The sequence below is a fragment of the Anaeromusa acidaminophila DSM 3853 genome, assembly GCF_000374545.1.
GTDB lineage: Bacteria > Bacillota > Negativicutes > Anaeromusales > Anaeromusaceae > Anaeromusa > Anaeromusa acidaminophila.
Map to the genome: position 1 here is coordinate 135,643 of NZ_KB894586.1, position 24,210 is coordinate 159,852.

At 50.2% G+C, this 24,210-nt stretch carries 24 protein-coding genes and 1 tRNA gene; 23 read left to right on the forward strand and 2 right to left on the reverse strand.

Going from position 1 to position 24,210, the window contains the following annotated elements; translation table 11 throughout:
* Nucleotides 1-8 precede the first annotated feature (8 nt).
* A complete protein-coding gene (locus C508_RS19360) occupies nucleotides 9-701 on the reverse strand; it encodes a M48 family metallopeptidase (protein WP_018702489.1) in 693 nt (230 codons plus the stop codon).
* A gap of 40 nt (nucleotides 702-741) precedes the next feature.
* Between C508_RS19360 and C508_RS0105210 the strand changes: the two genes are divergently transcribed.
* Nucleotides 742-1,626, forward strand: a complete 885-nt coding sequence (locus tag C508_RS0105210; protein WP_018702490.1) for a YitT family protein — start codon at nucleotides 742-744, stop codon at nucleotides 1,624-1,626.
* 233 nt (nucleotides 1,627-1,859) lie between these two features.
* Here C508_RS0105210 and C508_RS0105215 read toward each other — a convergent pair.
* Nucleotides 1,860-1,944 (reverse strand) — tRNA-Leu (locus C508_RS0105215).
* Nucleotides 1,945-2,131: 187 nt separating this feature from the next.
* Between C508_RS0105215 and lepA the strand changes: the two genes are divergently transcribed.
* From lepA to C508_RS0105325, 22 genes are all read left to right on the forward strand, one after another.
* The gene (gene lepA, locus C508_RS0105220; RefSeq protein ID WP_018702491.1) at nucleotides 2,132-3,928 is read left to right on the forward strand and encodes a translation elongation factor 4; all 1,797 of its coding nucleotides are present in this window, start codon (nucleotides 2,132-2,134) and stop codon (nucleotides 3,926-3,928) included.
* Between the two features lie 77 nt (nucleotides 3,929-4,005).
* Entirely contained in the window at nucleotides 4,006-5,172 is a 1,167-nt protein-coding gene (gene hemW / locus C508_RS17870; protein ID WP_018702492.1) for a radical SAM family heme chaperone HemW, read from the forward strand.
* A gap of 117 nt (nucleotides 5,173-5,289) precedes the next feature.
* Nucleotides 5,290-6,318, forward strand: coding sequence for a heat-inducible transcriptional repressor HrcA (hrcA, locus tag C508_RS0105230; RefSeq protein ID WP_026319370.1), 1,029 nt, complete (start codon nucleotides 5,290-5,292; stop codon nucleotides 6,316-6,318).
* 23 nt (nucleotides 6,319-6,341) lie between these two features.
* Complete coding sequence (locus tag C508_RS0105235; protein ID WP_018702494.1) at nucleotides 6,342-7,916, forward strand: TCP-1/cpn60 chaperonin family protein; 1,575 nt, start codon at nucleotides 6,342-6,344, stop codon at nucleotides 7,914-7,916.
* 28 nt (nucleotides 7,917-7,944) lie between these two features.
* The gene (grpE, locus tag C508_RS0105240) at nucleotides 7,945-8,490 is read left to right on the forward strand and encodes a nucleotide exchange factor GrpE (RefSeq protein WP_018702495.1); all 546 of its coding nucleotides are present in this window, start codon (nucleotides 7,945-7,947) and stop codon (nucleotides 8,488-8,490) included.
* 72 nt (nucleotides 8,491-8,562) lie between these two features.
* Entirely contained in the window at nucleotides 8,563-10,404 is a 1,842-nt protein-coding gene (gene dnaK, locus C508_RS0105245) for a molecular chaperone DnaK (protein WP_018702496.1), read from the forward strand.
* Nucleotides 10,405-10,426: 22 nt separating this feature from the next.
* Complete coding sequence (gene dnaJ, locus C508_RS0105250; protein WP_018702497.1) at nucleotides 10,427-11,563, forward strand: molecular chaperone DnaJ; 1,137 nt, start codon at nucleotides 10,427-10,429, stop codon at nucleotides 11,561-11,563.
* A 141-nt stretch (nucleotides 11,564-11,704) separates the two neighbouring features.
* On the forward strand, nucleotides 11,705-12,643 hold the full coding sequence (gene prmA, locus C508_RS0105255; protein ID WP_018702498.1) for a 50S ribosomal protein L11 methyltransferase: 939 nt from the start codon (nucleotides 11,705-11,707) through the stop codon (nucleotides 12,641-12,643).
* 1 nt (nucleotide 12,644) lies between these two features.
* Nucleotides 12,645-13,394 carry a 16S rRNA (uracil(1498)-N(3))-methyltransferase gene (locus C508_RS0105260; protein ID WP_018702499.1) on the forward strand — a complete coding sequence of 250 codons (750 nt, stop codon included), beginning with the start codon at nucleotides 12,645-12,647 and terminating at the stop codon, nucleotides 13,392-13,394.
* Complete coding sequence (gene mtaB / locus C508_RS0105265; RefSeq protein ID WP_018702500.1) at nucleotides 13,382-14,695, forward strand: tRNA (N(6)-L-threonylcarbamoyladenosine(37)-C(2))-methylthiotransferase MtaB; 1,314 nt, start codon at nucleotides 13,382-13,384, stop codon at nucleotides 14,693-14,695. The genes C508_RS0105260 and mtaB overlap by 13 nt, the downstream gene beginning before the upstream one ends.
* Before the next feature lie 93 nt (nucleotides 14,696-14,788).
* Nucleotides 14,789-15,136, forward strand: coding sequence for a histidine triad nucleotide-binding protein (locus C508_RS0105270; protein WP_018702501.1), 348 nt, complete (start codon nucleotides 14,789-14,791; stop codon nucleotides 15,134-15,136).
* 100 nt (nucleotides 15,137-15,236) lie between these two features.
* On the forward strand, nucleotides 15,237-15,413 hold the full coding sequence (gene rpsU, locus C508_RS0105275) for a 30S ribosomal protein S21 (RefSeq protein ID WP_018702502.1): 177 nt from the start codon (nucleotides 15,237-15,239) through the stop codon (nucleotides 15,411-15,413).
* A gap of 23 nt (nucleotides 15,414-15,436) precedes the next feature.
* Complete coding sequence (locus tag C508_RS0105280) at nucleotides 15,437-15,889, forward strand: GatB/YqeY domain-containing protein (protein WP_018702503.1); 453 nt, start codon at nucleotides 15,437-15,439, stop codon at nucleotides 15,887-15,889.
* A gap of 88 nt (nucleotides 15,890-15,977) precedes the next feature.
* Nucleotides 15,978-17,267 (forward strand): NfeD family protein, encoded by a 1,290-nt coding sequence (locus C508_RS0105285; RefSeq protein WP_018702504.1) that lies wholly within the window; start codon nucleotides 15,978-15,980, stop codon nucleotides 17,265-17,267.
* A complete protein-coding gene (floA, locus tag C508_RS0105290) occupies nucleotides 17,264-18,265 on the forward strand; it encodes a flotillin-like protein FloA (protein WP_018702505.1) in 1,002 nt (333 codons plus the stop codon). Before C508_RS0105285 ends, floA begins: the two co-directional genes overlap by 4 nt.
* A 3-nt stretch (nucleotides 18,266-18,268) precedes the next feature.
* On the forward strand, nucleotides 18,269-18,607 hold the full coding sequence (locus C508_RS0105295; protein WP_018702506.1) for a hypothetical protein: 339 nt from the start codon (nucleotides 18,269-18,271) through the stop codon (nucleotides 18,605-18,607).
* A gap of 17 nt (nucleotides 18,608-18,624) precedes the next feature.
* Nucleotides 18,625-19,626 carry a PhoH family protein gene (locus C508_RS0105300; RefSeq protein ID WP_018702507.1) on the forward strand — a complete coding sequence of 334 codons (1,002 nt, stop codon included), beginning with the start codon at nucleotides 18,625-18,627 and terminating at the stop codon, nucleotides 19,624-19,626.
* Nucleotides 19,623-21,827, forward strand: coding sequence for an HD family phosphohydrolase (locus C508_RS17875; protein ID WP_018702508.1), 2,205 nt, complete (start codon nucleotides 19,623-19,625; stop codon nucleotides 21,825-21,827). The genes C508_RS0105300 and C508_RS17875 overlap by 4 nt, the downstream gene beginning before the upstream one ends.
* Nucleotides 21,751-22,194, forward strand: a complete 444-nt coding sequence (gene ybeY / locus C508_RS0105310) for an rRNA maturation RNase YbeY (RefSeq protein WP_026319373.1) — start codon at nucleotides 21,751-21,753, stop codon at nucleotides 22,192-22,194. The genes C508_RS17875 and ybeY overlap by 77 nt, the downstream gene beginning before the upstream one ends.
* Nucleotides 22,191-22,598 carry a cytidine deaminase gene (locus C508_RS0105315; protein WP_018702510.1) on the forward strand — a complete coding sequence of 136 codons (408 nt, stop codon included), beginning with the start codon at nucleotides 22,191-22,193 and terminating at the stop codon, nucleotides 22,596-22,598. Before ybeY ends, C508_RS0105315 begins: the two co-directional genes overlap by 4 nt.
* Nucleotides 22,591-23,490, forward strand: coding sequence for a GTPase Era (gene era, locus C508_RS0105320; RefSeq protein ID WP_018702511.1), 900 nt, complete (start codon nucleotides 22,591-22,593; stop codon nucleotides 23,488-23,490). Before C508_RS0105315 ends, era begins: the two co-directional genes overlap by 8 nt.
* A 3-nt stretch (nucleotides 23,491-23,493) precedes the next feature.
* Nucleotides 23,494-24,093, forward strand: coding sequence for a DUF502 domain-containing protein (locus tag C508_RS0105325; RefSeq protein ID WP_018702512.1), 600 nt, complete (start codon nucleotides 23,494-23,496; stop codon nucleotides 24,091-24,093).
* Nucleotides 24,094-24,210 lie beyond the last annotated feature (117 nt).

Consider the following 24,210-nt stretch of genomic DNA (forward strand, 5'->3'; position numbering starts at 1 on the left):
TGAGCGCGCTAACGGTGCGGCGGCTGGGCAAGCAGTCCCTGTCCGTAGAGATTGAGCCAATTGCGGCGGGCGAGACCGTCCGGCAAATGGCTCTGCAATTCTTCCCAGAAGAGACGGGAATGATTAGGGATGTGCATATGGCATAGTTCGTGCACTACTACATATTCAATAATCGGCAAAGGGGCCAAAATGAGACGCCAATTGAGATTGACGTTTTTTTTGCTGGAACAACTGCCCCAACGGGTACGTTGTTCGCGGATGCTTAGTCGTTGTACGGAAACTCTCAGGCGGGCGCTCCATTGTTGTATAAGTTTTGTGAAACAAGTTTGCGCTTCATGATAATACCATTGTCGTAAGTGAAGGTTTCTTATTTCCAGTGAAGCAGGCGTTGTTTTAAGAAAAGGCGCGTCTAGGAAGACGAAAGTGTTGCGCGGCAATTGCTCTGTTTCCTGCAGGCGATACCAACTGCCTTGGAAGAGGCAGCAGTCAGTTTGTTGCTGCGCTTGGCGTGCGGCTAGCTGCTGGGACAACCAATCCTCCTGATTTTCAAGCACTTGGCGCAAGCGGTCGGTTGGACAGTGCCAGGGCAAAGTAACGCTCAGCGTACCGTCAGGCAAAAAACGCAAACGGATATGCTTGCTGCCCGCGCGCCGAGAGATTTGCAAAGAGAGAGCCTGCTGCTCCACCAGCCATTGTTTCATTTAAAAGCCTCCTTAAAAAAGCTGCGAAAGGATATGTGCAATGAACAAAAAAGAGAATGCTTGGGGACCTCTGACAAAACGGAAAATTTCCTGGCGCCGGGTACTGGCGATTCTCATAGGGTCGTTTCTTTGCGGGGCCTCGCTAAATTTATTTGTATTGCCTTTTCATATGCTCAGCGGAGGCGTCAGCGGTATTGCCATTATTTTATATTATCTCCTGGGGACGCCGGTAGGTGTGGCTATCGGTATTATGAATGTGCCTCTTTTATACGCAGCCTATCGCTGGCTTTCCAAGGATTTCTTTTATAGTACCTTGGCAGGCATTGTCGTATTCATGGCGGCTGTGGATGTTACCGGTTTTTTGCAGCAGCATAGTCCTACTAAGGATATTTTTTTAGCTTCCTTATATGGAGGCGTTTTTGGCGGTCTCGGTTTGGGCATGGTATTTCGCGCCGGCGCCTCTACGGGAGGTACGGATGTAGTCGGAATGATTGCTAAAAAACGCTATGGTATGGAGATCGGTACGGCGGCATTTGCTGTCAATGTGGTAGTGGTGGCCTGTGGGGCGCTGTTGTTCGGCCTGGAAATTGGTATGTATACGCTCATTTCCATGTTTGTGGGCAGTACAGTAGTAGATAAAGTCATTGAAGGCTTTAACCGACGGAAGGTGCTGCTCATTATTTCACAAGAACGAGAACAGATTGCGAAACGCATTTTAGAAGAATTAGGCAGAGGGGCTACTTTCTTGCAGGCGCGCGGTGCGTATACCAGTGAAAGCAAGGATGTGCTCATGGTAGTCATTTCCCGAGCGCAAATCGCCCATGTGAAGCGTTTTGTGGATGAAGCGGACCAGGGCGCTTTCTTTATGGTCATTGATACGGCGGAAGTGATTGGCCGAGGCTTTAAGCGTCCCGGGGCGCTTTAAGTTGTTGGAGGTACGATAGAGTTGAACAGGAGTCGCGGGAGTCACGGGAGGGTACGCAGGAGAAAAACGACCTCAAAAGCTTTTCGCGTCTTTCGTGTGTTGCGCGGTTCTTTATCAACGTTTCTCCAATTTATTATTCAACCGCGAAAATTGCGAAAAGCACGAAGTGAGAAATATTGATGCAGAAATAAAAAAAGAACCCTTGAATCAAGGGTTCTTTTACTTTTGAAGTTTGGTGCCGGAGAAGGGACTTGAACCCCCACGGGACGAACCCGGATGATTTTGAGTCATCTGCGTCTGCCATTCCGCCACTCCGGCACTGCTTGGCACAGGTGTAATAATATCATCTCTTCGTATGGTTGTCAACACTCGAAATGCAAATTCTTGCAGAGGGCGTTATAAGGATGCTATAATCGATTAGCGACATCAATAAGCCTAAGAATAAGTTAGGGCAGGACCGAACTATAGCGGGCTTGCATTCAGTTTTAGAAAAGAGGAGCTTGGAATGGACACAAAGAATATCCGCAATTTTTCGATCATCGCTCATATTGATCATGGTAAGTCCACTCTGGCGGATCGCCTGCTTGAATATACCGGCGCGCTTTCAGCGCGGGAGATGGAAGAGCAAGTGCTCGACCAGATGGAACTGGAACGTGAAAGAGGCATTACCATAAAATCGCAGGCCGTGCGTATTGCATACACGGCCCAAGACGGGCAGACCTATATGCTGCATCTGATTGATACTCCGGGACATGTTGATTTTACGTATGAAGTGTCTCGCAGCTTGGCTGCCTGTGAAGGCGCCTTGTTGGTAATTGATGCTGCGCAAGGCATTGAGGCGCAAACGCTGGCGAATGTATATTTGGCGCTGGAAAACAATTTGGAAATTATTCCGGTCATTAATAAAATTGACTTGCCTAGCGCCGACCCGGAACGAGTTAAACAGGAAATTGAAGATGTTATTGGCATTGACGCGTCAGAAGCCATCTTAGTTAGCGCCAAGACGGGCATTGGCATCCCGGAAGTGCTAGAGGCTGTTGTAAAGAGGGTGCCGGCGCCTGCTGGCAAAGTTGAAGAGCCGCTGCAAGCGCTGATTTTTGATTCGCATTTTGACGCCTATAAAGGGGTTATCGCCTATGTGCGTGTTATAAACGGGCGCATGGCGCCTGGCATGAAACTGCGCATGATGGCGACGGACAAAGTTTTTGAGGCTACTGAAGTCGGCGTATTTCGCCCGGTGCCTACGAATGTTTCAGAACTGACCGCTGGTCAGGTTGGCTATGTGGCGGGAAGTATTAAAAACGTTAAAGACGTGCGCGTAGGCGATACGGTAACCGATGCGGCGCGCCCAACAACGCAGGCGCTCGAAGGATACCGGAAAATTACGCCGATGGTATACTGCGGCTTGTATCCGGTGGAATCGTCGGAATATGATTCCCTACGGGATGCGTTGGAAAAATTGCAGCTTAACGATGCGGCGTTGGTCTTTGAACCGGAAACGTCTGTGGCTCTTGGTTTTGGTTTTCGCTGCGGTTTCTTAGGGTTGCTGCATATGGATGTCGTCCAAGAACGGCTGGAACGTGAATATGGCATTGTTCTGATTACAACGGCGCCTAGCGTTATTTATCATGTATACAAGACGGACGGGGAAAAGCTAGAGATTGACAATCCTTCGAAACTTCCTACGCCGCAGGAAATTGAACATATTGAAGAACCTTACGTAAAAGCGACGGTTATCGTTCCCAACGAGTTTGTGGGGGCGGTGATGGAATTGTCTCAGGAAAAACGAGGCGAATTTAAGGACATGAAATATCTCGATACGACAAGGGTATTGTTGACCTATCATTTGCCTTTGAGCGAGATTATCTATGATTACTTTGATCGCCTGAAATCATCTACCCGCGGCTATGCTTCGTTGGATTACGAATTGTCGGGCTATCAGGAGTCGGCGCTGGTTAAACTGGATATTCTTTTAAATGGCGATCCTGTAGATGCTCTGTCTGTTATTGTGCATCAAGAGAAAGCGACGCACAGGGGCCGTATTTTGGTTGAGAAGCTGCGCGGTATTATTCCCAGGCAGATGTTTGAAATCCCCGTGCAGGCGGCCATAGGCAATAAGGTTATCGCCAGGGAAACGGTGCGCGCCATGCGTAAGGACGTACTGGCCAAATGTTATGGCGGCGATATTAGCCGGAAACGCAAATTGCTGGAGAAACAAAAAGAAGGCAAAAAGCGCATGAAACAGGTGGGGAGCGTAGAAGTTCCGCAAGAAGCCTTCATGGCTATTTTAAAGATTGACTGAGTTGTTTAAAATATAAAGCGGGCTGCCTCGAGAGCGATTGAGGCGGCCCTCTTTCTGGTTTTCCGGAGGGCGGGAACATGGGGATGTTAGGCTTGTATGTGCATATTCCTTTTTGTCGGCAGAAGTGCGCTTATTGCGACTTTCCGTCTCAAACAGGGAGCGCTTTACTGCAAAAACAATATATAGAAGCATTGTGCGAGGAAATAGCTTGGCAGGGAAACCGGCTGGGAAAAGCGACGGTAGACACGATTTTTTTTGGCGGCGGTACGCCGACTCTTATCGGCGCTGAGGCGCTAGTACGGTTGCTGCAGGAGCTGCAGCGCTGGTTTTTGGTGCTGCCGGAAGCGGAGATCTCCTTGGAAGCGAATCCGGGCACGGTTTCCGCTGACGACCTGCGGCTGTTGCGTTCGGCAGGGTTCAATCGTCTCAGTCTAGGCGTGCAGTCTTTTGATGATGCGCTGCTGCAAAACTGCGGCCGTATTCATGACGGCGCGGCGGCGCTTGCGGCCCTAGAGGCTGCCAGACAGGCTGGCTTTGACAATTGCAATGTAGATTTGATGACCGGATTGCCAGGGCAGACGTTGGCTTTGCTGCAGCAAAGCGTGCGCCAAGCGGCGGAACTTTCTGTTGAGCATTTATCAATTTATGCTTTGAAAATAGAAGAAGGTACGCCTTTTGCCAGCCTCGAAGAAAAAGGGTTGTTAGTTTTGCCAGCTGAAGACGAAACCGCAGCTATGGACAACTGGCTGGAAAGCTGGCTGCCGGCTCATGGTTACAAGCGCTACGAAATATCGAATTATGCGCAAAAAAAACGCGCTTGTCGGCACAACCTTCGCTATTGGCGTTTTCGTCCGTATTTAGGCCTGGGAGCGGCGGCGCATTCCTTTTTGGAAGGGCGGCGTTGGGAAGGGTGTTTCCCTTTGGAACGATATCTGTCTTTGCGTCCGCAGCAGCGGTGGGAATATGGAAAGCAGCCCGTGCTGACGCCGGCGCAGCTGCAGGAGGAGTTTTGCTTTTTGGCGCTGCGCACCAGGGGCGGTATTTCTCATTATCAATTTAAAGCAACCTTTGGCGTGGAGCTTTGGCAGCGTTACACCCTTGTTTTGGAGCAGCTACTAACGGAAGGTCTTGTGGAAAAGCAAAGGGGGCGGACGTATCTTACTCCCTTGGGACTGCGTTTTGGCAACCGTGCCTTTGCAGCCTTTTTGGCAACCGGGGCGGGCGGCAAGTCTGATGAAAAATGAAGCGAAATACTGGAGTCGATTGACTTAGACATATTGACATTTTAAGAGGAGAGTGGTATGTTTTTTATAGATGTTAGCACTCCTTAGAGAAGAGTGCTAACAATGGAGGTGGATGACATGCTTGATGAACGGAAACGTCGTATATTGCAAGCGATTGTCGATGATTATGTATCCACCGCAGAACCGGTTGGCTCCAGGACGATTGCTCGTAAATATGATCTTGGCGTCAGCCCTGCGACGATTCGAAACGAAATGGCGGACTTGGAAGTTCTCGGTTTTCTAGAGCAATTGCATACGTCTTCCGGGCGCATTCCTTCAGCCAAAGGCTATCGGTTTTATGTGGATGCCCTGCTGTCTCCGACGCAAATGTCGGAAAAGGAAATCTCTTTAATTCGCAATTGGTATCAAGCCAAAGTGCGGCGTTTGGATGAGGTGTTTCAGACAACCGCTAAGATTCTTTCGCGGATGACAGGCAATGTTTCTTTAGTACTGGCGCCGCAGGCAAGTCCCAGTTCTTTTAAGTACTTGCAATTTCTGCCGTTCGATGACAATAAGGTGTTGCTGGTGGTTGTTTCCGACAGCGGCGCTGTTGAAAATAAGCTGCTGCCTTTGCCCAAGGGTACAACTTTAGAAGAAATGCAGCTTATCGCCGAAAAACTGAATAATCGTTTAGCAGGAATTCCTTTTCGAAATTTCCGAGGGAGGATGTTCCAGGATGTCCGCGACAGCATTTTAGGCGAGGCTCGTGAATTTGAGGAAGCCTTGGCTATTTTAGCTGATACCTTAAGCAGCCGGCATCAAGAAAGAGTATATCTTGGCGGCGCTACACAGATGTTGAATCAGCCGGAATTCAAAGATGTGGAGAAATTCAAACGTCTGTTGAATATGCTGGAAGAAGAGCGTTTGCTGTATGATATTTTAGAAGCGCCTAGTGACGATGGTGTTGTGGTAACGATTGGCCGAGAAAATAAATTCAGCGGTATCCAGGATTGCAGTATGGTGCGAGCCACCTATTGTTTGGGCGGTGAGGTTGTAGGTACGATTGCCGTACTCGGCCCGACGCGCATGGATTATGCCAAAATCATGGCAACTTTGGAATTTATGAACCACAATCTTAGTGAAATATTGAAGCATTATAAGCTGTGATTTTTAAGAGGGAGGCGTAGTCTGTGAGTCGAAAGCAAGGCGGAGGCGCTGATGCGGATAGCGCATTAGCGGCGTTGATGACCAATGCTGAAGCGGTGCGCGCCATTACTTCGGCGGTAGAAGGAACGATAGGCCCCAAGGGGCTGGATACCATGCTGGTAGATCGTTTCGGAGAAGTCATTATTACCAATGACGGCGTAACAATTTTAGAAAAGATGGATATAAATCATCCGGCTGCGAAAATGTTGATTCATGCGGCTAGAGCGCAAAAGGATGAAGTTGGCGATGGTACAACTACGGCGACGATTATGGCAGGCGCTCTTGTATCGGAAGGCCTGACTCAGGTGTTGCGAGGCGTGCCGGTAGCCAGGGTAATCGAAGGGATTCGTTTCGGTATTGAAGAGGCGGCTAAGCAGTTGAAGGCTCGCGCTGTTACTGTTGACGATGTGCAGGCGGACTGCCTTTTTGATGTAGCGAGGATTGCTGGCAGAGAATATGTGGACATTGCTCACCTAGTTGTAGAGGCGGCCCGCTTAATTGGCAGAGGTAAGTTGAAAGAAGCTCATTTTAAGCTTTCCGATACGGTCTTGGCTCAAGAAGGCGCTGAAAATGAGGTTTTCCTTGGCGTTATCATTGAAAAAGAACGTTTGAATCAAGACATGCCTCTGACTGTGGAAGATGCTAAAGTCATGGTGCTGGACGATGCGCTAGCGCCGGAAGAACTGGGCGAGGAAGCCTTAGGAACGGAAGCCGGTTTTAAGCGTTATCTGGAACTACAGGAAGAATTTCGGCAGAATATAGCGAAGCTGGTGGAAATGGATATTCAGGTGGTCCTGACCGATCGCGCTGTTGACTCAGCGGCGGAAGAAGCCTTTACCGACGCCGGTATGTTTGTGGTGAGTCAGGTGAATGCGACAGACTTGCGCCGCGTAGCGGAACATACCGGTGCGCGTATGGTGAAGCGGACCGCGTTGAAAAAGGAAAAAGCCGAGCTGCAGCGCTATCTGGGCAAGGTTGAGCGCGTGTATGCTGAAGAAAAGCTGGGGCATATTCGTATGCTCGGCGGCGCTGGCAAACCGATGGCTACTATTTTAGTGGGCGCTGCTACGGCGGAAGTCGTTGGCGAGCGGGAACGCATTGCCAAGGACGCTGCTTCTAGCGTGCAGGCCGCGGTGAAAAGCGGATATCTTCCGGGCGGCGGCGCTGCAGAAATTGCCGTGGCCCGCGAATTAGAACGTCACAGAGACCGTATGAAAGGCATGGCCGCTTATGGTCTTGATTGCGTGAGTGCCGCATTAAAGCGTCCTCTGGCGCAGATTGTGGATAACGCTGGCTTTAATCCGCTGGAAAAAGTGGAGGAAGTGTTGGCGGCGCAAGCATCTCAAAGCAAGGAATTGCTGGGGATTGATTGTGAAAGCGGCGCAGTGGCGGATATGCTGCAGGCGGGGATCATGGATCCGCTGGAAGTCAAGCTGCATGCATTGAAAGCTGCCGGAGAAGTGGCCGTAGCCATTTTGCGTATTGACACGATTATTCGAAAGCGTGATGAAAATGGCGCTCCTCAACAAGGCATGGAAGAAGGCTTGCCTGATTTTTGAGAAAGTAAAATGCAAAGAGGTGGAAAGAGTGGCCAATAACCACGAAGATCTAGAAAACAAAGAAAATCAAGACGTCTCCGCCCAGGAAAGCTGTCAAGAAGCCGAAACAGATCAAACTGTGACGGTCGAAGCAGTCCAAGAGGAGAAGGAACGGCTTTTGGCGGAAGCTGAAGATCGTTATAAGCGTCTTTATGCGGATTTTGACAATTTCCGTCGTCGTTCGCGCCAGGAAAAAGAAGAGTTATCGAATGTAGTGGCGCAGAATCTAATTTTAGAACTGCTGCCGGTGCTGGATAATTTTGAACGCGCCTTGAGCAGTCTGAGTGAAGAAGAAGCCGCAGGCATAGGCTCCGGTGTCTCCATGATTTACCGTCAGCTTTTTGGCGCTCTTGAAAAGGCGGGGCTTAGCGTAGTGGAGGCTGAAGGTAAAGAGTTTGATCCTCAGTATCATGAAGCGGTATTGCGCGTAGAAGACGCTGATCAAGCGGAAGGAACGATTGTCCAGGAACTGCAAAAAGGCTATAGCGTAAAAGGCAAAGTCATCCGCCCAAGCATGGTTAAGGTAGTTGGCTAACCAATTGTATAATGTCGGCTGGCAGCTTGAAATTGGCTGTTGGCGTGAAACGAAATAAGGAGGAATTGAAACATGGCAAAAGTAATTGGTATTGACTTAGGTACAACAAACTCTGTTGTTTCGGTAATGGAAGGCGGCGAGGCGACAGTAATCGCCAATGCAGAGGGAAGTCGTCTGACTCCTTCGGTAGTAGGCTTTTCCAAAACCGGTGAACGTTTGGTGGGACAACTTGCTAAGCGCCAGGCGGTTTCAAACCCCGATGGTACCATTAGCTCCGTAAAACGTCATATGGGTACTGACTGGAAAGTGTCGATTGAGGACAAGGCCTATACGCCGCAACAAATTTCGGCGATGATTTTGCAAAAACTGAAGGCTGATGCTGAAGCTTACTTGGGAGAAACGGTGACCCAGGCGGTTATTACCGTACCTGCGTATTTCAGCGACTCTCAGCGTCAGGCTACCAAAGACGCTGGCACTATTGCAGGTCTGGAAGTATTGCGTATTATTAACGAGCCTACTGCCGCAGCGTTGGCTTATGGCATGGATAAAGGCGAAGATCACACGATTTTAGTATTCGACCTGGGCGGCGGCACCTTTGACGTATCCGTGCTGGAACTGGGCGAAGGCGTATTTGAAGTAAAAGCTACTAATGGTAACAACCGTTTAGGCGGCGATGATTTCGACGAGCGTATCGAAAAATATTTGGCTCAAGAGTTCAAAAAAGAAACAGGCATTGATCTTTCTCAGGATCGCATGGCGGTGCAGCGCTTGCGCGAAGCGGCGGAAAAAGCGAAAATCGAATTATCCGGCGTGTTGACGACCAATATCAATCTGCCCTTCATTACTGCGGATCAAACTGGTCCCAAGCATTTGGACGTCAATTTGACCCGGGCTAAGTTTGAAGAGCTCACAAGCGATCTAGTGGAATCCACCATGGGACCCACGCGCCAAGCTCTGGCCGATGCCGGATTGAGCGTAAACGAAATCGACAAGGTTATCTTGGTTGGCGGTTCTACTCGTATTCCTGCCGTTCAAGAAGCTATCAAAAAATTCTTGGGTAAAGAGCCTTTCCGCGGAGTGAACCCGGACGAGTGCGTAGCTGTAGGCGCTGCTATCCAGGCGGGCGTGCTGGCTGGAGAAGTAAAAGACGTTCTGCTGCTGGACGTAACGCCGTTGTCTCTTGGGATCGAAACTCTTGGAGGCGTTTTCACCAAGATTATCGAACGCAACACGACGATTCCTACGAAAAAAAGCCAGGTTTTCTCCACGGCGGCTGACAATCAGCCTTCTGTAGAAATCCATGTGCTCCAAGGCGAACGCGAAATGGCTTCGTACAATAAAACATTGGGACGCTTCCAATTGGGCGATATTCCTCCGGCTCCCCGCGGCGTACCGCAAATCGAAGTTACCTTTGATATCGATGCCAACGGTATCGTGCATGTGTCGGCGAAAGATCTTGGCACAGGCAAAGAGCAGAAGATCACGATTACCGCTTCTACCGGCGTTAACAAGGATGATATTGAGCGCATGGTGAAAGAAGCCGAAGCCCATGCGGCCGAAGACAAACAGCGCCGTGAAGAGGTGGAAGTGCGCAATCAGGCGGACAGCCTGGTATATCAAGCAGAAAAGACAATTAAAGAAGCTGGCGACAAAGTTGATAAGGCTTTGGCCGAAAAAGTACAGACTGCCGCTGATAAGTTGAAAGAAACCTTGAAAAGTGGTACTCTGGAGCAGATTAAAGCTGATACGGAAGAATTGACGAAGCCGCTGCATGAGCTGGCAGGCGCTTTGTATCAGCAGCAACAGCCTCAAGAAGGCGCTGCAGGCGCTCAGCAGGCTGGCGGAGCTGGCAAGAAACAAGATGACAATGTTGTAGATGCTGACTTTAAAGTGGTTGACGAAGATAAAAAATAATCCAAAGCTAGGATGGTGACACGTGGCAAAACGCGATTATTATGAGGTGCTTGGCGTAAACAAGTCCGCCTCGGAAGATGAATTAAAAAAAGCGTATCGCAAGCTGGCACGCAAGTACCATCCTGACGTCAACCGTGACAATCCGAAAGAAGCGGAAGAGAAGTTCAAGGAAATCAACGAAGCGTACGAAGTGTTGTCAGATGCTAATAAGCGTGCGCGGTATGATCAGCTTGGACATGCCGCCTTTGAACCCGGGGCCGGCGGCCCCGGGGCGGGTGGCTTTCAGGGGGATTTTGGCGGTTTCTCTGATATTTTCGATATGTTTTTCGGACAGTCCGGCTTTGGCGGCAGGAGGCCCCAGCATGGACCGGAACAGGGCGCCGACCTGCGCTACGATCTGGAAATTACCTTTGAACAGGCTGCCTTTGGGCATGAAGTGGAAATTGAAGTGCCTCGTACGGAAGAATGCGGAACCTGCCATGGCAGCGGCGCAGCGCCGGGAACAAAGGCGGAAACCTGTTCTAAGTGCAAAGGGACAGGCCAGGTTCAATACGTACAGAATACTCCCTTTGGGCGTATGGTTAATGTAGGCGCTTGCGATCAATGCCGAGGCGCCGGCAAGATTATCGAGAAGCCATGCCATGTCTGCCGCGGCACCGGTACGGTTCGCGGACGGCATAAGATTCAGGTAACCATTCCTAAGGGCGTAGATAATGGTTCGCGCCTCAGAGTGTCAGGTAAAGGCGAAGCCGGTACGCGCGGCGGCCCGGCTGGTGATTTGTACGTCTATTTATTCATCAAAGAGCATCCCCTTTTTACACGCGAGGGCTACGATGTGCTCTGCGAAGTGCCCATCAGCTTTGTACAAGCAACCTTGGGAGCGGAAGTAGATGTACCAACGTTGGATGGGAAGGTCAAGTTGACGATTCCCGAAGGCACTCAATCCGGTACTGTGTTCCGTTTGCGCGAAAAAGGCGTGCCTCGTTTGCATGGTCGCGGTCGGGGCGATCAGCATGTGCGGGTGAAGGTAATAACCCCGCAAAAGCTGAACGATAAACAAAAAGAATTACTGCGCGACTTTGCTGTAGCTGGCGGCGATCAGGTATACGGCGAAGAAAAAAGCTGGTTCAAAAAGATGAAGGATGTATTCGGCGGTTGATTCCTGTTTTAATGAAAGGAGTCGCTGGCTGCCATTTTGCAAAGACACGGTCTTGCCCAGGAGGTTTCAAAATGTCCTTGGGAAGCGAAGACGTGTCTTTGCCTTTTATGGCTCTTTTAAAGAAAGCGAGGTCGTATAACTATGAAATGGACAGAAATAAGCATTGCCACGACACATGAGGCTACTGAGGCGGTGGCTAATATTTTTCACGACCTCGGAGCAAGCGGCGTCGTCATTGAAGATCCGGAACTGATTAATTCTTATCGGCGTTCCGGCACATGGGACTATTGCGAGCTTCCGGAGCAGGAAGACGTGGAAACCGTTGTAGTTAAAGCCTATTTGCCTGTTGACGAAGATTTGGAGGAAAAATTACGCTCCTTTGAGCGCTTGGTTAATGAATTAGCGCAGCATAATTTGGATAAAGGCCAAGGAACAATTGCCTACAAGGAAATTCAAGAAGAAGATTGGGCTACCTCTTGGAAAGAATATTTTCATCCTGTGAAAATTGGCGAAAAAATTGTTATTAAACCATCATGGGAAAGCTATCAGCCTTTGCCGGAGGAATTGATTATTGAGCTGGATCCAGGGATGGCCTTTGGCACCGGCACCCACCATACGACCATGCTGTGCTGTCGGGCATTGGAAGAGGTAGTGACTCCCGGCCAAGTTGTTTTTGACGTGGGAACCGGCTCTGGCATTTTAGCGGTGGCGGCGGCTAAATTAGGCGCTGCCAGTGTTCGCGCCGTAGATTTAGATAGCGTAGCGGTACGGGTGGCTAAGGAAAACGTAGTCATGAATCATGTGGAAGATCGCGTGGAAGTGCGCGAAGGTGATTTGCTGACCGGTTTTAGCGGCCAAGCAGACGTAGTGGTGGCCAATATTATAGCAGATGTGATTATTCGCCTGCTGCCGGATATCCCAGGGCGTTTGCGCGAAGGGGGTACGTTTATCGGCAGCGGTATTATCTCGGAACGTTTGCCTGATGTAACGGCTGCCTTAAGAGAACAGGGATTAAACGTGGATAAGGTAATGGAAGAAGGCGGCTGGGTAGCGATCATTGCCAGAAAAGGCGGGGCATAAAGTGAGGCGGTTTTTCTTAGGTTCGTTAGCAAACCCTGTGTTGACAGGAACGGAGGCGCTGCATGCGGCAAAAGTACTGCGGTTGCAGCCGGGGGCAGTCATTGCTGTTTGCGACGCAGAAGGCCGCAGCGCAGAAGCCGAAGTGACGGATGTATCCGAGGAGCTGGTTGTGTTACGGATTCTTCGCATGATAGAGGATACCGCAGAAGCAGAGCTTGGATTGCATGTTTTGCAGGGCTTGGCTAAAGGCGAAAAAATGGAATGGGTGCTGCAAAAAACGGTTGAGCTAGGTTGCCGCTTTTTTGCTCCTATAGCCGCTGAACGCAGTGTGCTGCGCCTTGATGCAAAGAAGGCTGTTGCCAGGCAGGAACGCTGGGAACGCATAGCGCTGGAAGCGGCTAAACAATGCAAGCGCAGCCGCATTCCAGTAGTTAGGCCTGTAGCTTCCCTGGAAGATGCCTTGGCAGCGCTGCCTGAGGGCGCGCTGCTTTTGGTCTTATACGAAGACGAGCAAAGCTTGGGTCTTAAGGAAGCATTGACGGCTCTACAGGAGCGTCCGCAAGAAGTTGCGTTACTTGTCGGGCCGGAGGGAGGCCTAACGCAGCAGGAAGTGGCGTTGGCGCGCCAACATGGCGCGTTGGTAGTGCGCATGGGGCCGCGCATTTTGCGGACGGAGACGGCTGCGGTGGCTGCGGCTGCAGTTGTAATGTATGAGCTAGGAGATTTGGGAGGAACATCATGTCAAAAGTAGCCTTTATGACATTAGGCTGCAAAGTCAATCAAGCGGATACGGAAGCCATGCAGGGGCTGTTTGCCGCCCGCGGTTATGAAGTGGTGTCTTTTGATTCTGTGGCGGATGTATATGTGCTGAATACTTGTTCAGTTACGCATTTGGGCGAAAGAAAGTCACGCCAATGCATTCGCCGGGCCATACGAACGAATCCGGAAGCGGTAGTGGCGGTTACCGGATGCTATGCGCAAGTGGCGGCGGCAGAAGTGGCGGCTATTCCAGGAGTGGATCTTATCGTGGGCACTCAAGATCGTCAACGCATTGTTGAATTAGCGGAACAGGCGGCAAGTGCAGATGGACAAGTTCAGGAGGTCAGCGATATTATGAAGGCCGACGCCTTTGAAGAAGTGCCGTTGGCGGAAGAAACTTCCGGGAGGACGCGTGCTTTCCTGAAAATCCAGGAAGGGTGCGAAAATTACTGCACCTATTGCATTATTCCTTATGCTAGAGGACGCTTGCGGTCCCGTTCCTTGGAGAGCGTGCGCCGGGAAGCGGCCAAGTTGGTGCGCCAAGGCTTTGCGGAGATTGTGCTGACAGGCATTCATTTGGGCGCTTATGGACGAGAATGGCAGGATGAGAGAAGAACGTTGGCGGCAGCGGTTCGGGAAATTTTAGCCTTGCCTGGATTGGGACGCTTGCGCATCAGCTCCATGGAATCCATCGAAGTGGAGCCGGAACTGCTTCAAGTAATGAGTCGGGACGAGCGGTTGTGTCCGCATCTGCATTTGCCGTTGCAAGGCGGCGACAATCGTCTGTTGCAGGCTATGAACCGACACTATAGCACAGAGGATTTTGCCGCGCAGGCCGCAGAAATTAGAGCTCTTCTGCCCGATGTAGCTATATCCACGGATATTATTGTCGGTTTTCCCGGAGAAACAGAAGAAATGTTTGCCAATTCTCTGGCGTTTGTAGAGCGTCTTGGTTTTGCCAAAGTGCATGTGTTTCCTTATTCTCGTCGAATCGGAACACCGGCGGCGTCTTTCGCGCAGCAAGTACCGGAAGACGTAAAAAAAGAGCGAGCGCAGCGAATGCAGGCTGTCGCTGCCAAAAGCGCCGCTCGGTTTGCCCAAACTTTTGTCGGACGCACCATGGAGGTTCTCTTCGAGCATCCTGGCCTAGACGGCAGGCCTACAGGGCTAACTGGTAATTATTTGCGGGTTAAGCTGCCGCCGCAGACGGAGGACTTGGCGGGACGGACGATGGCGGTGCGACTTCTGGAAGTTCGTGAAGATTGGTTGGAAGGTTGTTTGAGCGAATCTTAACGTGTTTCCTTATTTTCTTCTCGCAAAAGAAGGAAAATTAAGACAATAAACCGAATAGTAATGAACTGTTATGCAATGAGAGGAGGTGTTAAAATGTCACAGGATTGTATTTTTTGCAAGATAGCGCAAAAAGAAATTCCTTCTCAAATTGTATATGAGGATGAACAAGTATTGGTTTTTCATGATATTCAGCCGGCGGCGCCAGTTCACGTATTGGCCATTCCTAAACGCCATATTGATCATTTGCTGGCCATTGAGGAAAGCGACGCTCCTCTTTTGGCGCACATGATGAAGGTGATTGCTAAAGTAGCGGCATCTCTGGGGCTCGAGGAAAAGGGCTTTCGGGTGGTCAGCAATATTAAGCAAGACGGCGGTCAGACGGTGGGCCATTTACATTGGCATATTCTCGGCGGTAGAGCAATGCAGTGGCCGCCAGGCTAAACAGCCATTGACAACGGAACAGGTGGTCGTGTATAATAACGAGGTGTATTGTGAAGAAACATACACTCCCGTAACGGTCGGTGGAGGGGAGGGAGAATCGATGTCAGAAGTCAAGGTAGGAAAAAACGAAACCATTGATAGCGCACTCCGTAGATTCAAGCGTACCTGCCAGAAGGCCGGAACACTTGCTGAAGTGAGAAAACGCGAACACTATGAAAAACCTAGCGTCCGTCGCAAGAAAAAATCCGAGGCTGCCCGCAAACGCCGCTACCATTAATTCGTCGTTTGGAGGTGCCAAAGATGTCGTTGCAAGAACGATTGACTGAGGACGTAAAAACGGCCATGAAAGCGCGAGAAGCCGGCAAAAGTCGTCTAAGCGTGCTTAGAATGGTCAAAGCCAGCATTCGAAATCTTGAAATTGATCGTAAGAAAGAACTAAACGATGAAGAAGTTTTGGATGTATTGGCTAAAGAAGTGAAGATGCGCCGGGATTCCATGGAAGACTTCCGTAAAGGAAATCGGCCGGACTTGGTAGCTGCACTTGAGGAAGAAATTGCCATTTTGGCTGAATATCTTCCTGCGCAATTGAGCGAGGAAGAGGTTCGCGCGTTGGTAGACCAGGCAGTATCCCAAGCCCAGGCGGTCACAGCAAAGGATATGGGAAAAGTTATGGCTATTCTCATGCCCCAAGTGAAAGGCAAAGCTGATGGGAAATTGGTAAATACGCTGGTGCGTGAACGACTCAATCAATAAGATAAACCCGGTACTTAGACGCACTAAGTACCGGGTTTTTTGCCAATCTGAGAAGGCAGTGGCGTGTGTACGCGGAAAGGAGAGGTCCATGAAGCGCTATGTTTGCCTATGCTTGTTTATGATAAGCTGTTTGTTGTCTCCGCTTTGTGAAGGCGCTGTTTCCTTGGTGCAAGTGCAAGGAGAAATTAATGGCGTGCAAGCGGCTAAATTATCTCGGGCCATTGAACACGCAGAGACAACGGGACAAGAGGCAGTTTTGCTTGAGATTGATACCTTTGGCGGGCAAGTGGATGCTGCCGTGCGAATGCGGGATCGCCTGCTGCGCTCGCAGGTGCCTGTTTTTTGCTATGTGCAGCCTCGGGCCTGGTCTGCTGGGGCTTTAATCGCCTTGGCTTGCGAGCGGATTTATATGGCCCCTGGGAGCAGCATCGGAGCGGCCGAACCCATTCCGGCTACAGAAAAAAATATTGCAGCTCTAAAGGCGGAATTTGCAGCGACAGCGGGACAGCGAAATCGCAATGCCCAGGCCGCGGCGGCGATGGTGGACAAAACCATGGGCTATGCGCCTTATGCAGCGCCTGGACAAATTTTAGCTCTTACCTCTCTGCAGGCTAAGGAAGCAGGTTTGGCGGACGGCGTGGCTGATAGCCGTGAAGAGGTATTGCGCTTGGGTGGTTTGGCCGGCAGTACGCTTCAGCCGCGGCAGGAGCAGTGGCAGGATGGTTTGGCGGCTTTTTTGGCGCATCCCGTAGTGAAATCATTACTTGTTGCTGTTTTGTTTTTAGCGGTTATGACGGAAATTAAAACCGCTGGCACCGGCGTCGCTAGCTTGATAGGCCTTGGGGCGGCGGCTTTGCTTTTTGGCGAGCCATGGCTTGGCGGCGGTGGTTTTGGTTTGGAGACTTGGCTGTTTGCCGGCGGCGTTTTATGTATGTTGATAGAGATGGTTGTCCCAGGCTTTGGCCTTTTCGGCGTCTTGGGGATTGCCGGTATTCTAGGAGCAGTATTTCTTGCGTTAGGAGGAGATGGCGCCGCAGTAGGATGGATGGCTTTAAGCCTACTTATCGCTTCCATTTTGTTCTGGTGGCTGCTGAAACGGCTGCCATCCAGTCCCTTGGGACGTCGCCTGATCTTGGAAGATGCGGAAACAACGGCTGCAGGGTTTATGACGCAGACGGTGCGCCAAGAGCTACTGGGAAAAATCGGTACAGTAGTGACGCCGCTGCGCCTAGCTGGCACGGTTCGTCTGGATGACGAACTTCTTGATGTCGTTTCAGAGGGAGAATATCTTCCTGTCGACTGCAAAGTGGTTGTGAGTCAGTTGCGAGGCGCTACGATTGTCGTGCGCAGATATCATGAAGAGGAGGAAGAAAAATGAGTGCATTATTTGGTTCGGTGTTTGTCTTATTTGTAGCGGTTGTGGCTATTGCGGTATTCTTGCATTTTGTACCTTTGGGTTTGTGGATTTCCGCATTGGCGGCAGGGGTCCGGGTGGGAATTTTTACGCTGGTGGGCATGCGCTTGCGCCGGGTGCCTCCGGCCAAGATAGTGATGCCCTTGATCAAAGCGAACAAAGCTGGTTTGGAAGTAAATGTAAATCAATTAGAGGCTCATTTTTTGGCCGGTGGCAATGTAGATCGGGTAGTGGATGCGCTTATTGCCGCACAGCGAGCGCAAATTCCATTGCCTTTTGAACGTTCGGCGGCGATTGACTTGGCTGGCCGGAATGTGCTGGAAGCCGTGCAAATGAGCGTTAATCCCCGAGTGTTGGAAACGCCGCTGGTGTCAGCGGTGGCGATGAACGGAATTGAGCTGAAGATTAAAGCGCGTGTGACGGTGCGGGCTAATATCGATCGCCTGGTGGGCGGCGCCGGCGAGGCTACGGTGTTGGCGCGCGTAGGCGAAGGCATTGTTACTACTGTTGGTTCTTCTCATGATCATCGCGATGTATTGGCTAATCCAGATCATATTTCACGCACGGTATTGGGGAAAGGGCTGGATGCCGGTACGGCCTTTGAAATTCTTTCGATTGATATTGCCGATGTGGATGTGGGACGAAATATCGGCGCGGAGCTGCAGACCGACCAAGCGGAAGCGGATAAGCGAATTGCCCAAGCGAAAGCGGAGGAGCGGCGCGCCATGGCTGTGGCCAAAGAACAGGAAATGCGCGCTTATACGCAGGAAATGCAGGCTAAAGTGATTGAGTCTCAGGCGGAGGTTCCCCAAGCGCTGGCAACGGCGCTGCGAGAGGGGAAATTGGGAGCGTTGGATTACTATAATTTGAGCAATCTCATGGCTGATACAAAAATGAGGGAAACTATCGGCAGTTTAGCGCCGGAAGCGGTACAAGACACGCCGCCGCGGCACGGAGGCTGAGCCATGGAAGGAATTTGGTATTTGCTTTTAATTCTGGCCTTATATTTGTTGCCGGAGCTTTTGAAAAAACTGCGGCAACAGCAGGCGCCTCGCTATGAGTATCCGCCGTCTCCTCCTGTGGTTCCTTTAGAGGTGGAAATGGCTCCTAAGGAGGAAGATGGGCTTGAAACGGCGAAATTAGAAAAAGAATCTGAGCCTGCACGGAGGCCGTTGCGAGAAGTGTCGAGCCCTTCTGGACGCTTGACTCCGCAAACTATCGTGCAAGGCGTGATTTGGGCGGAACTTTTAAAGCCGCCCTTAAGCAAGCGACAGAGAGAAATGGGACGGATAAGGAGAAGCTAGCCTAACTGTCTCGGAAGATGGCGCAGGAGGTTTTCTTTTTGGATTTGCATTGGACGTTTTCAAACATGCAAGAAGCGGTAGCGATTCTAGGACGGCAGGATGAGTTTTTGCGGCTGTTTCGCGAGCGCTTTGCGTGTCGGATTTTATCACGAGGAGAGGAATTAAACGCTCACGGCGAGGAGGCGGAAGTGTCTCGGCTGGAACAATTGCTGCAAGTGTTAGGGCAGTTGTATCGTGAGGGAAATCCGGTTACAGAACATGATATACAGTACAGTCTGCGCATGCTGGAAGCCGGTTCAGGAGAAGCGTTGCGTCAAATGTTTGCGGATAAGGTTGCAGTTACGGCGCGCGGCCGGCAGGTGAGGCCCAAGACCATTGGGCAACGGATCTATCTGGAAGCTATTCGACATCATGAGATTACCTTTGGGATCGGTCCGGCTGGTACAGGCAAGACCTATCTGGCGGTGGCGATGGCAGTGCATTTATTGAAGCAAAAAGTCGTAGAGCGGATTATTCTTACCCGTCCGGCGGTGGAAGCGGGCGAAAAACTTGGCTTTTTGCCTGGGGACCTTCAAGACAAGGTAGATCCCTATTTGCGACCTTTATATGATGCGTTGTATGATTTGTTAGGCGTAGAGACGGTGCAGCGCTACCTTGTAAAACAGACTATTGAGATTGCGCCTCTTGCGTATATGCGAGGTCGAACATTGGAAGACGCCTTTATTATCCTGGATGAAGCGCAAAATACGACGCCGCAGCAAATGAAAATGTTCTTGACTCGTTTGGGCTTTGGGTCCAAGATGGTGGTAACTGGAGATATAACGCAGATTGACTTGCCACGCAGCATTTCGTCCGGATTGCGGCAAGGAAAAAAGGTTGTAGAAGGATTGCAAGGAGTTGCCGTTGTAGAGCTTAACGAAGGCGATGTAGTGCGGCATGAGTTAGTAGGGCGGATCATCAAAGCCTACGAAGTGTTTGAAGAGCAGGGACGGCAGGAGGAGCGAGGGATTTCCGAATGAGGGAGTACCTGAGATATTGGCAGACAATTTGGCTGGTGCTGACAGAAGGACGAAACAAGCCGCTGCTTTGGCGGTTGTCCATATGGTGCGCCACCTTTTTTTTCGTTTGCGTTTTGTTAAGCACTGATTTTGCGGTGGATTCTATGTCTTTTCGCCCAGGGGACGTGAGTGACCGAGATGTGCTGGCGCCGCGCAGCATTTCCTATGTAGACGTGGTGAAAACGAAGCGCTTAGAGTCCGATGTATTAAACAGCGTGCCAACAGTGTATGATCTGGATGGAGAAGTGCTTCGCAAGACGGAACGGCGCGTTACGGAGATTTTTGACGGAGCCCGTCTGGCTTTGCGAGAAACGGATGTTTCTAAACGCGAAGAACTGTTGAACAGCATGGCTGTCTCTTCTTTGCCAAAGGAATTTTTGGCGCGACTGGCGCGAGCGGATGCGGAACTGCTGGAACAGGGAGAACAGGTGAGTAAACAAGCTCTGCGTTTGATTTTACAGCGGGGCGTGCGTGAAGAGGAAGTAGAAGCCGTGCGCAAGCAATTGCCTTCAGAAATCGCATTGCTGACGGAAAATACTGCGGCAGCGTCTTTAGCCAACGAAACGACGCAGCTTCTTATAGCGCCTAATTTTTTTCAAAACGCGAAAGAGACAGAGCGGCGACGACAGCAGGCGCTGGGTAGCGTCGAGCCGGTACGGGAAACGATAAAGAAAGGGCAGATGATTGTGCGGCGGGGCGATGTTATCACTCCGGAGCACATCCAAGCCATGCGCGAGTCCGGCCTTTACCATGACACAGAACTGCGCATAGGGCAGTTTGCAGGCTTAGCGGCTCTGGCCGCGTTGGTTCTGGGGATGGGAACTTTTTTCTTTTATAAGTTTATACCGACGGTATATCAGGATCCTAAACGCATGCTGCTACTGAGCCTTATTGTTACCGGCACCTTATTTTTGGGGAAACTGGCGCATTTGTATTCGGACTATGCGGCGCCATTGGCTGCGGGGGTTCTTCTGAGCACGGTGCTGTTAGGAGCTAAAACCGGTTTTATGATCAGCGTGGCGCTGGGGGCGTTATTTGGAGTTATTAGCGGGTTCGATTTGCGGCCGATCCTTATGATTATCCTGGGAAGCTGGATGGGCGTATTTACGCTTTCTCGCATTGATCATGGCTATAGCTTGCCTCGCACAGGCATTTGGATGGCCTTGGTGCAGGCTGTGACTGTGTTGGCTATTGGCTTGCTGGATGATTTAGCGCCCAGTTATATCGGCATGCAGACGGTTATTGCCGTCATGAACGGAATTGCTTCAGCAGTAATTACGATTGGCTTGCTGCCTTATTTGGAGCAAACTTTTCGTATTACTACGCCCATTAAACTTCTTGATTTTTCAAGGCCAAACCATCCTTTGCTGCAGCGCCTGCTGTTTGAAGCGCCAGGCACGTATCATCATAGCGTGCTGGTGGGAAACTTGGCGGAAATGGCGGCGGAACGAGTCGGGGCGGATCCGTTGCTTGTACGTGTTGGCGCCTATTATCACGACGTAGGGAAGATTAAGAGGCCTTGCTTCTTTAGTGAAAATCAAGTCGAAGGGGAGAATCCTCATGACAAGCTGGCGCCTTCGCTGAGCACTCTTATTGTTACTTCCCATATTCGGGACGGCGTGGAGTTATGCCGCGAGTATGGCTTGCCTCAGGCCATTATTGAGCTGATTGAGCAGCATCATGGTTCGATGCTTGTTTCTTATTTTTATCAGCGCGCTTGCAATGAAGAACATGGCGAGTGTTTAGCAGAAGAAGATTTTCGCTATGAAGGGCCCAAGCCGCAAACCAAGGAGGCGGCGCTGCTTATGCTGGCAGATGCTTGCGAGGCCTCGGTTCGCTCCTTAGGAAAACCCAACCAAAATCGCATTGAGATGATGGTGCGAAAAATGATCAAAGAGCGTCTTCATGACGGGCAACTGGATGAATGTCCCTTGGCTTTTCGCGATTTAGAAGCTATTGGCGATGTGTTTGTACGAGTATTGTCCAGCATGTTTTATACTCGCATTGAGTATCCTGATAATTTGAGGGAATTGGAGAGGCGGAAAGGGAAAAATGGAAATAGTCTTAAGCAACCGACAGGAAAAGATGGCAGTGACCCCGGCGATGGAGGAAACAGTGAAGAAAGTGCTGGGGAAAGCGGCAGAACTTTACGGGCTCAGTGAAGGCGTAGAGGTCGGCGTAACTTTTTTGGACGATGCTGCCATTCAAGAACTTAATCGTGACTATCGTGATAAAGATCGGCCTACGGACGTGCTCTCTTTTGCCCTTAATGAAGGTGATGAGCCGGAAATTGTCGATGCGCCGGAGGAAGAGCTGTTGGGGGACATTTTGATTTCATTGGAAACAACAGCCAGGCAAGCGGAAGAATACGGGCATAGTTTAGAACGAGAGCTAGCGTATTTGACAGTACATGGCATGCTTCATTTACTGGGGTATGATCATGAAGAGCCAGCAGATCAAGCGGAAATGCGCCTGGAGGAAGAGGCGGTCTTAGCGGCTTTGGGCATTGTGAGAGGACAGGAAGAATGAGTTCTGCAGAACGATGGCAAGCTGTCCTTGAGGCGGCTCTTGCGGCGAGAACCCGTGCGTATGCGCCGTATTCTCGATTTGCTGTAGGAGCGGCGGTGCAGACGAAAAGCGGTGTAATTTACAGCGGCTGCAATGTGGAAAATGCTTCGTATGGTTTAACTGTATGCGCTGAGCGAACCGCTTTGTTTCAAGCAATAGCGGCAGGAGAACGTGAGTTTTCTTTGCTGGCGGTTGTGGCGGATACGCCGCAGCCCGTAGCGCCATGCGGCGCATGCCGCCAAGTGATGGCGGAGTTTGAAGTAGATACTATTGTGCTGGCGAATCTGGCCGGAGACGTCTCTGTCTATCGGCTGGAGGAACTGCTGCCAGCAGCATTTCGGGGGGAAACGATAAAACATGAATGATAAAAATTTTAAATCTGGTTTTGTGGCAGTTGTCGGACGACCTAATGTAGGGAAATCCACCTTGATTAACAGCCTGATAGGGCAAAAAGTTTTGATTATGTCCGATAAACCGCAAACAACGCGCAATAAGATTATGTGCGTATTGACCCAAGAGGATGCGCAAATTCTCTTTATTGACACGCCTGGTATTCATAAGCCTAAGCATAAGCTGGGAGAATTAATGGTGCAAACAGCTCAATCCACGCTAAAAGAAGTGGATGTGGTGCTGATGGTGGCCGACGGTACGGCTTCTTTCGGTTCTGGAGAAGAATATATTATAGAACAACTGCGAGCGGTTCGTACGCCGGTGATTTTGGCGATCAATAAAATTGACATGCTCAGCAAAGAGGCGGTATTCCCTATTATTCGCCAGTATCAGGAGCGCTTTGATTTTCAGGCTATTGTACCGATTTCAGCGCTAGAGCATATCCAACTGGAGGCTTTGGTTGACGAGATTAAAACCCATTTGGAGCCAGGGCCGCAGTATTATCCGGAGGATATGATTACAGACCAGCCGGAACGCCTGGTAATTGCGGAAATGATCCGTGAAAAAGCGTTGCATTTAACCCGCGAGGAAATTCCGCATGCCATTGCCGTAGAAATTGAAGAGATTAAAACAAGACCGAATGAAGATCTTTATGTGCGCGCGGTTATTTATGTGGAGCGGGAGTCTCAAAAAGGCATTGTTATTGGCGCTAAAGGAGGACTTCTGAAAGAGATTGGCCGCTTGGCGCGGGAGGATGTTCAAGGCCTTTTGGGTTCTAAAGTGTATTTGGATTTATGGGTAAAAGTAAAGAAAGATTGGCGCAACCGCGATGTGATGCTGCGCACGTTAGGATATAAGGGTGAGTAATACATGAAACGCATTTTCCGCTTTTCCATTTCCAAGTATTTTGTAAACGGACTCATTATTTTAGTTCCGGTTACAATTACATTGACTGTGGTTTTGACTATTTTTAACTTTACGGAAACATGGATTGGTAAGGTGCTGCCGATTAAGTTTCCGGGGATGGGAGTATTAGCGGTAGCGTTGCTGATAGTTTTGGTTGGATGGTTTTCATCCAACTGGATCATGAAGGAAATTCTTCGTTTTGGCGATCGGATGATAGCATCCATTCCAGTAGTCAACTTTTTGTATAAAAGCGTGCAGCAAGTATCCAAAGCTATGCTGGGATCTCAGCAGACATTTCGTCAAGCTGTATTGGTGGCGTATCCAGGGACGGAAGCAAAAGCTATCGGCTTTTTGGCATCGCCTCTTTCTACAGAGCTGGCAGATGCAGTGGATGAGGAGTCTGTATGCGTATATATACCTTTTAGTTTTAATATGACCGCCGGTCTGAATTTGATTGTGGCGCGCAAGGATGTTGTTTTTCTGGATGTAGCGCCGGAGAGCGCCTTGCAGTATGTTTTGACTGGCGGGGCTATTATGCCTAAGGGAACAACGCCGAAGGTATAGATTCTTATTCCTGGGGTACTTGATTAAAGCCGTTTATAGAGAAGACGGCGACCGTTAGGTCGGAGGAGAGATGCCTTATCGATTCGTCTCTATATAGTTTGGCAAAGGTAGTGGCTG

Excerpts from the sequence above, each read along its gene's own strand:
- C508_RS19360 (WP_018702489.1), bottom strand. The coding sequence starts at position 701 with ATGAAACAATGGCTGGTGGAGCAGCAGGCTCTCTCTTTGCAAATCTCT.
- C508_RS0105210 (WP_018702490.1), top strand. The coding sequence starts at position 742 with ATGAACAAAAAAGAGAATGCTTGGGGACCTCTGACAAAACGGAAAATT.
- lepA (WP_018702491.1), top strand. The coding sequence starts at position 2,132 with ATGGACACAAAGAATATCCGCAATTTTTCGATCATCGCTCATATTGAT.
- hemW (WP_018702492.1), top strand. The coding sequence starts at position 4,006 with ATGGGGATGTTAGGCTTGTATGTGCATATTCCTTTTTGTCGGCAGAAG.
- hrcA (WP_026319370.1), top strand. The coding sequence starts at position 5,290 with ATGCTTGATGAACGGAAACGTCGTATATTGCAAGCGATTGTCGATGAT.
- dnaK (WP_018702496.1), top strand. The coding sequence starts at position 8,563 with ATGGCAAAAGTAATTGGTATTGACTTAGGTACAACAAACTCTGTTGTT.
- prmA (WP_018702498.1), top strand. The coding sequence starts at position 11,705 with ATGAAATGGACAGAAATAAGCATTGCCACGACACATGAGGCTACTGAG.
- mtaB (WP_018702500.1), top strand. The coding sequence starts at position 13,382 with ATGTCAAAAGTAGCCTTTATGACATTAGGCTGCAAAGTCAATCAAGCG.
- C508_RS0105270 (WP_018702501.1), top strand. The coding sequence starts at position 14,789 with ATGTCACAGGATTGTATTTTTTGCAAGATAGCGCAAAAAGAAATTCCT.
- rpsU (WP_018702502.1), top strand. The coding sequence starts at position 15,237 with ATGTCAGAAGTCAAGGTAGGAAAAAACGAAACCATTGATAGCGCACTC.
- C508_RS0105280 (WP_018702503.1), top strand. The coding sequence starts at position 15,437 with ATGTCGTTGCAAGAACGATTGACTGAGGACGTAAAAACGGCCATGAAA.
- C508_RS0105285 (WP_018702504.1), top strand. The coding sequence starts at position 15,978 with ATGAAGCGCTATGTTTGCCTATGCTTGTTTATGATAAGCTGTTTGTTG.
- floA (WP_018702505.1), top strand. The coding sequence starts at position 17,264 with ATGAGTGCATTATTTGGTTCGGTGTTTGTCTTATTTGTAGCGGTTGTG.
- C508_RS0105295 (WP_018702506.1), top strand. The coding sequence starts at position 18,269 with ATGGAAGGAATTTGGTATTTGCTTTTAATTCTGGCCTTATATTTGTTG.
- C508_RS0105300 (WP_018702507.1), top strand. The coding sequence starts at position 18,625 with ATGGCGCAGGAGGTTTTCTTTTTGGATTTGCATTGGACGTTTTCAAAC.
- C508_RS17875 (WP_018702508.1), top strand. The coding sequence starts at position 19,623 with ATGAGGGAGTACCTGAGATATTGGCAGACAATTTGGCTGGTGCTGACA.
- ybeY (WP_026319373.1), top strand. The coding sequence starts at position 21,751 with ATGGCAGTGACCCCGGCGATGGAGGAAACAGTGAAGAAAGTGCTGGGG.
- C508_RS0105315 (WP_018702510.1), top strand. The coding sequence starts at position 22,191 with ATGAGTTCTGCAGAACGATGGCAAGCTGTCCTTGAGGCGGCTCTTGCG.
- era (WP_018702511.1), top strand. The coding sequence starts at position 22,591 with ATGAATGATAAAAATTTTAAATCTGGTTTTGTGGCAGTTGTCGGACGA.
- C508_RS0105325 (WP_018702512.1), top strand. The coding sequence starts at position 23,494 with ATGAAACGCATTTTCCGCTTTTCCATTTCCAAGTATTTTGTAAACGGA.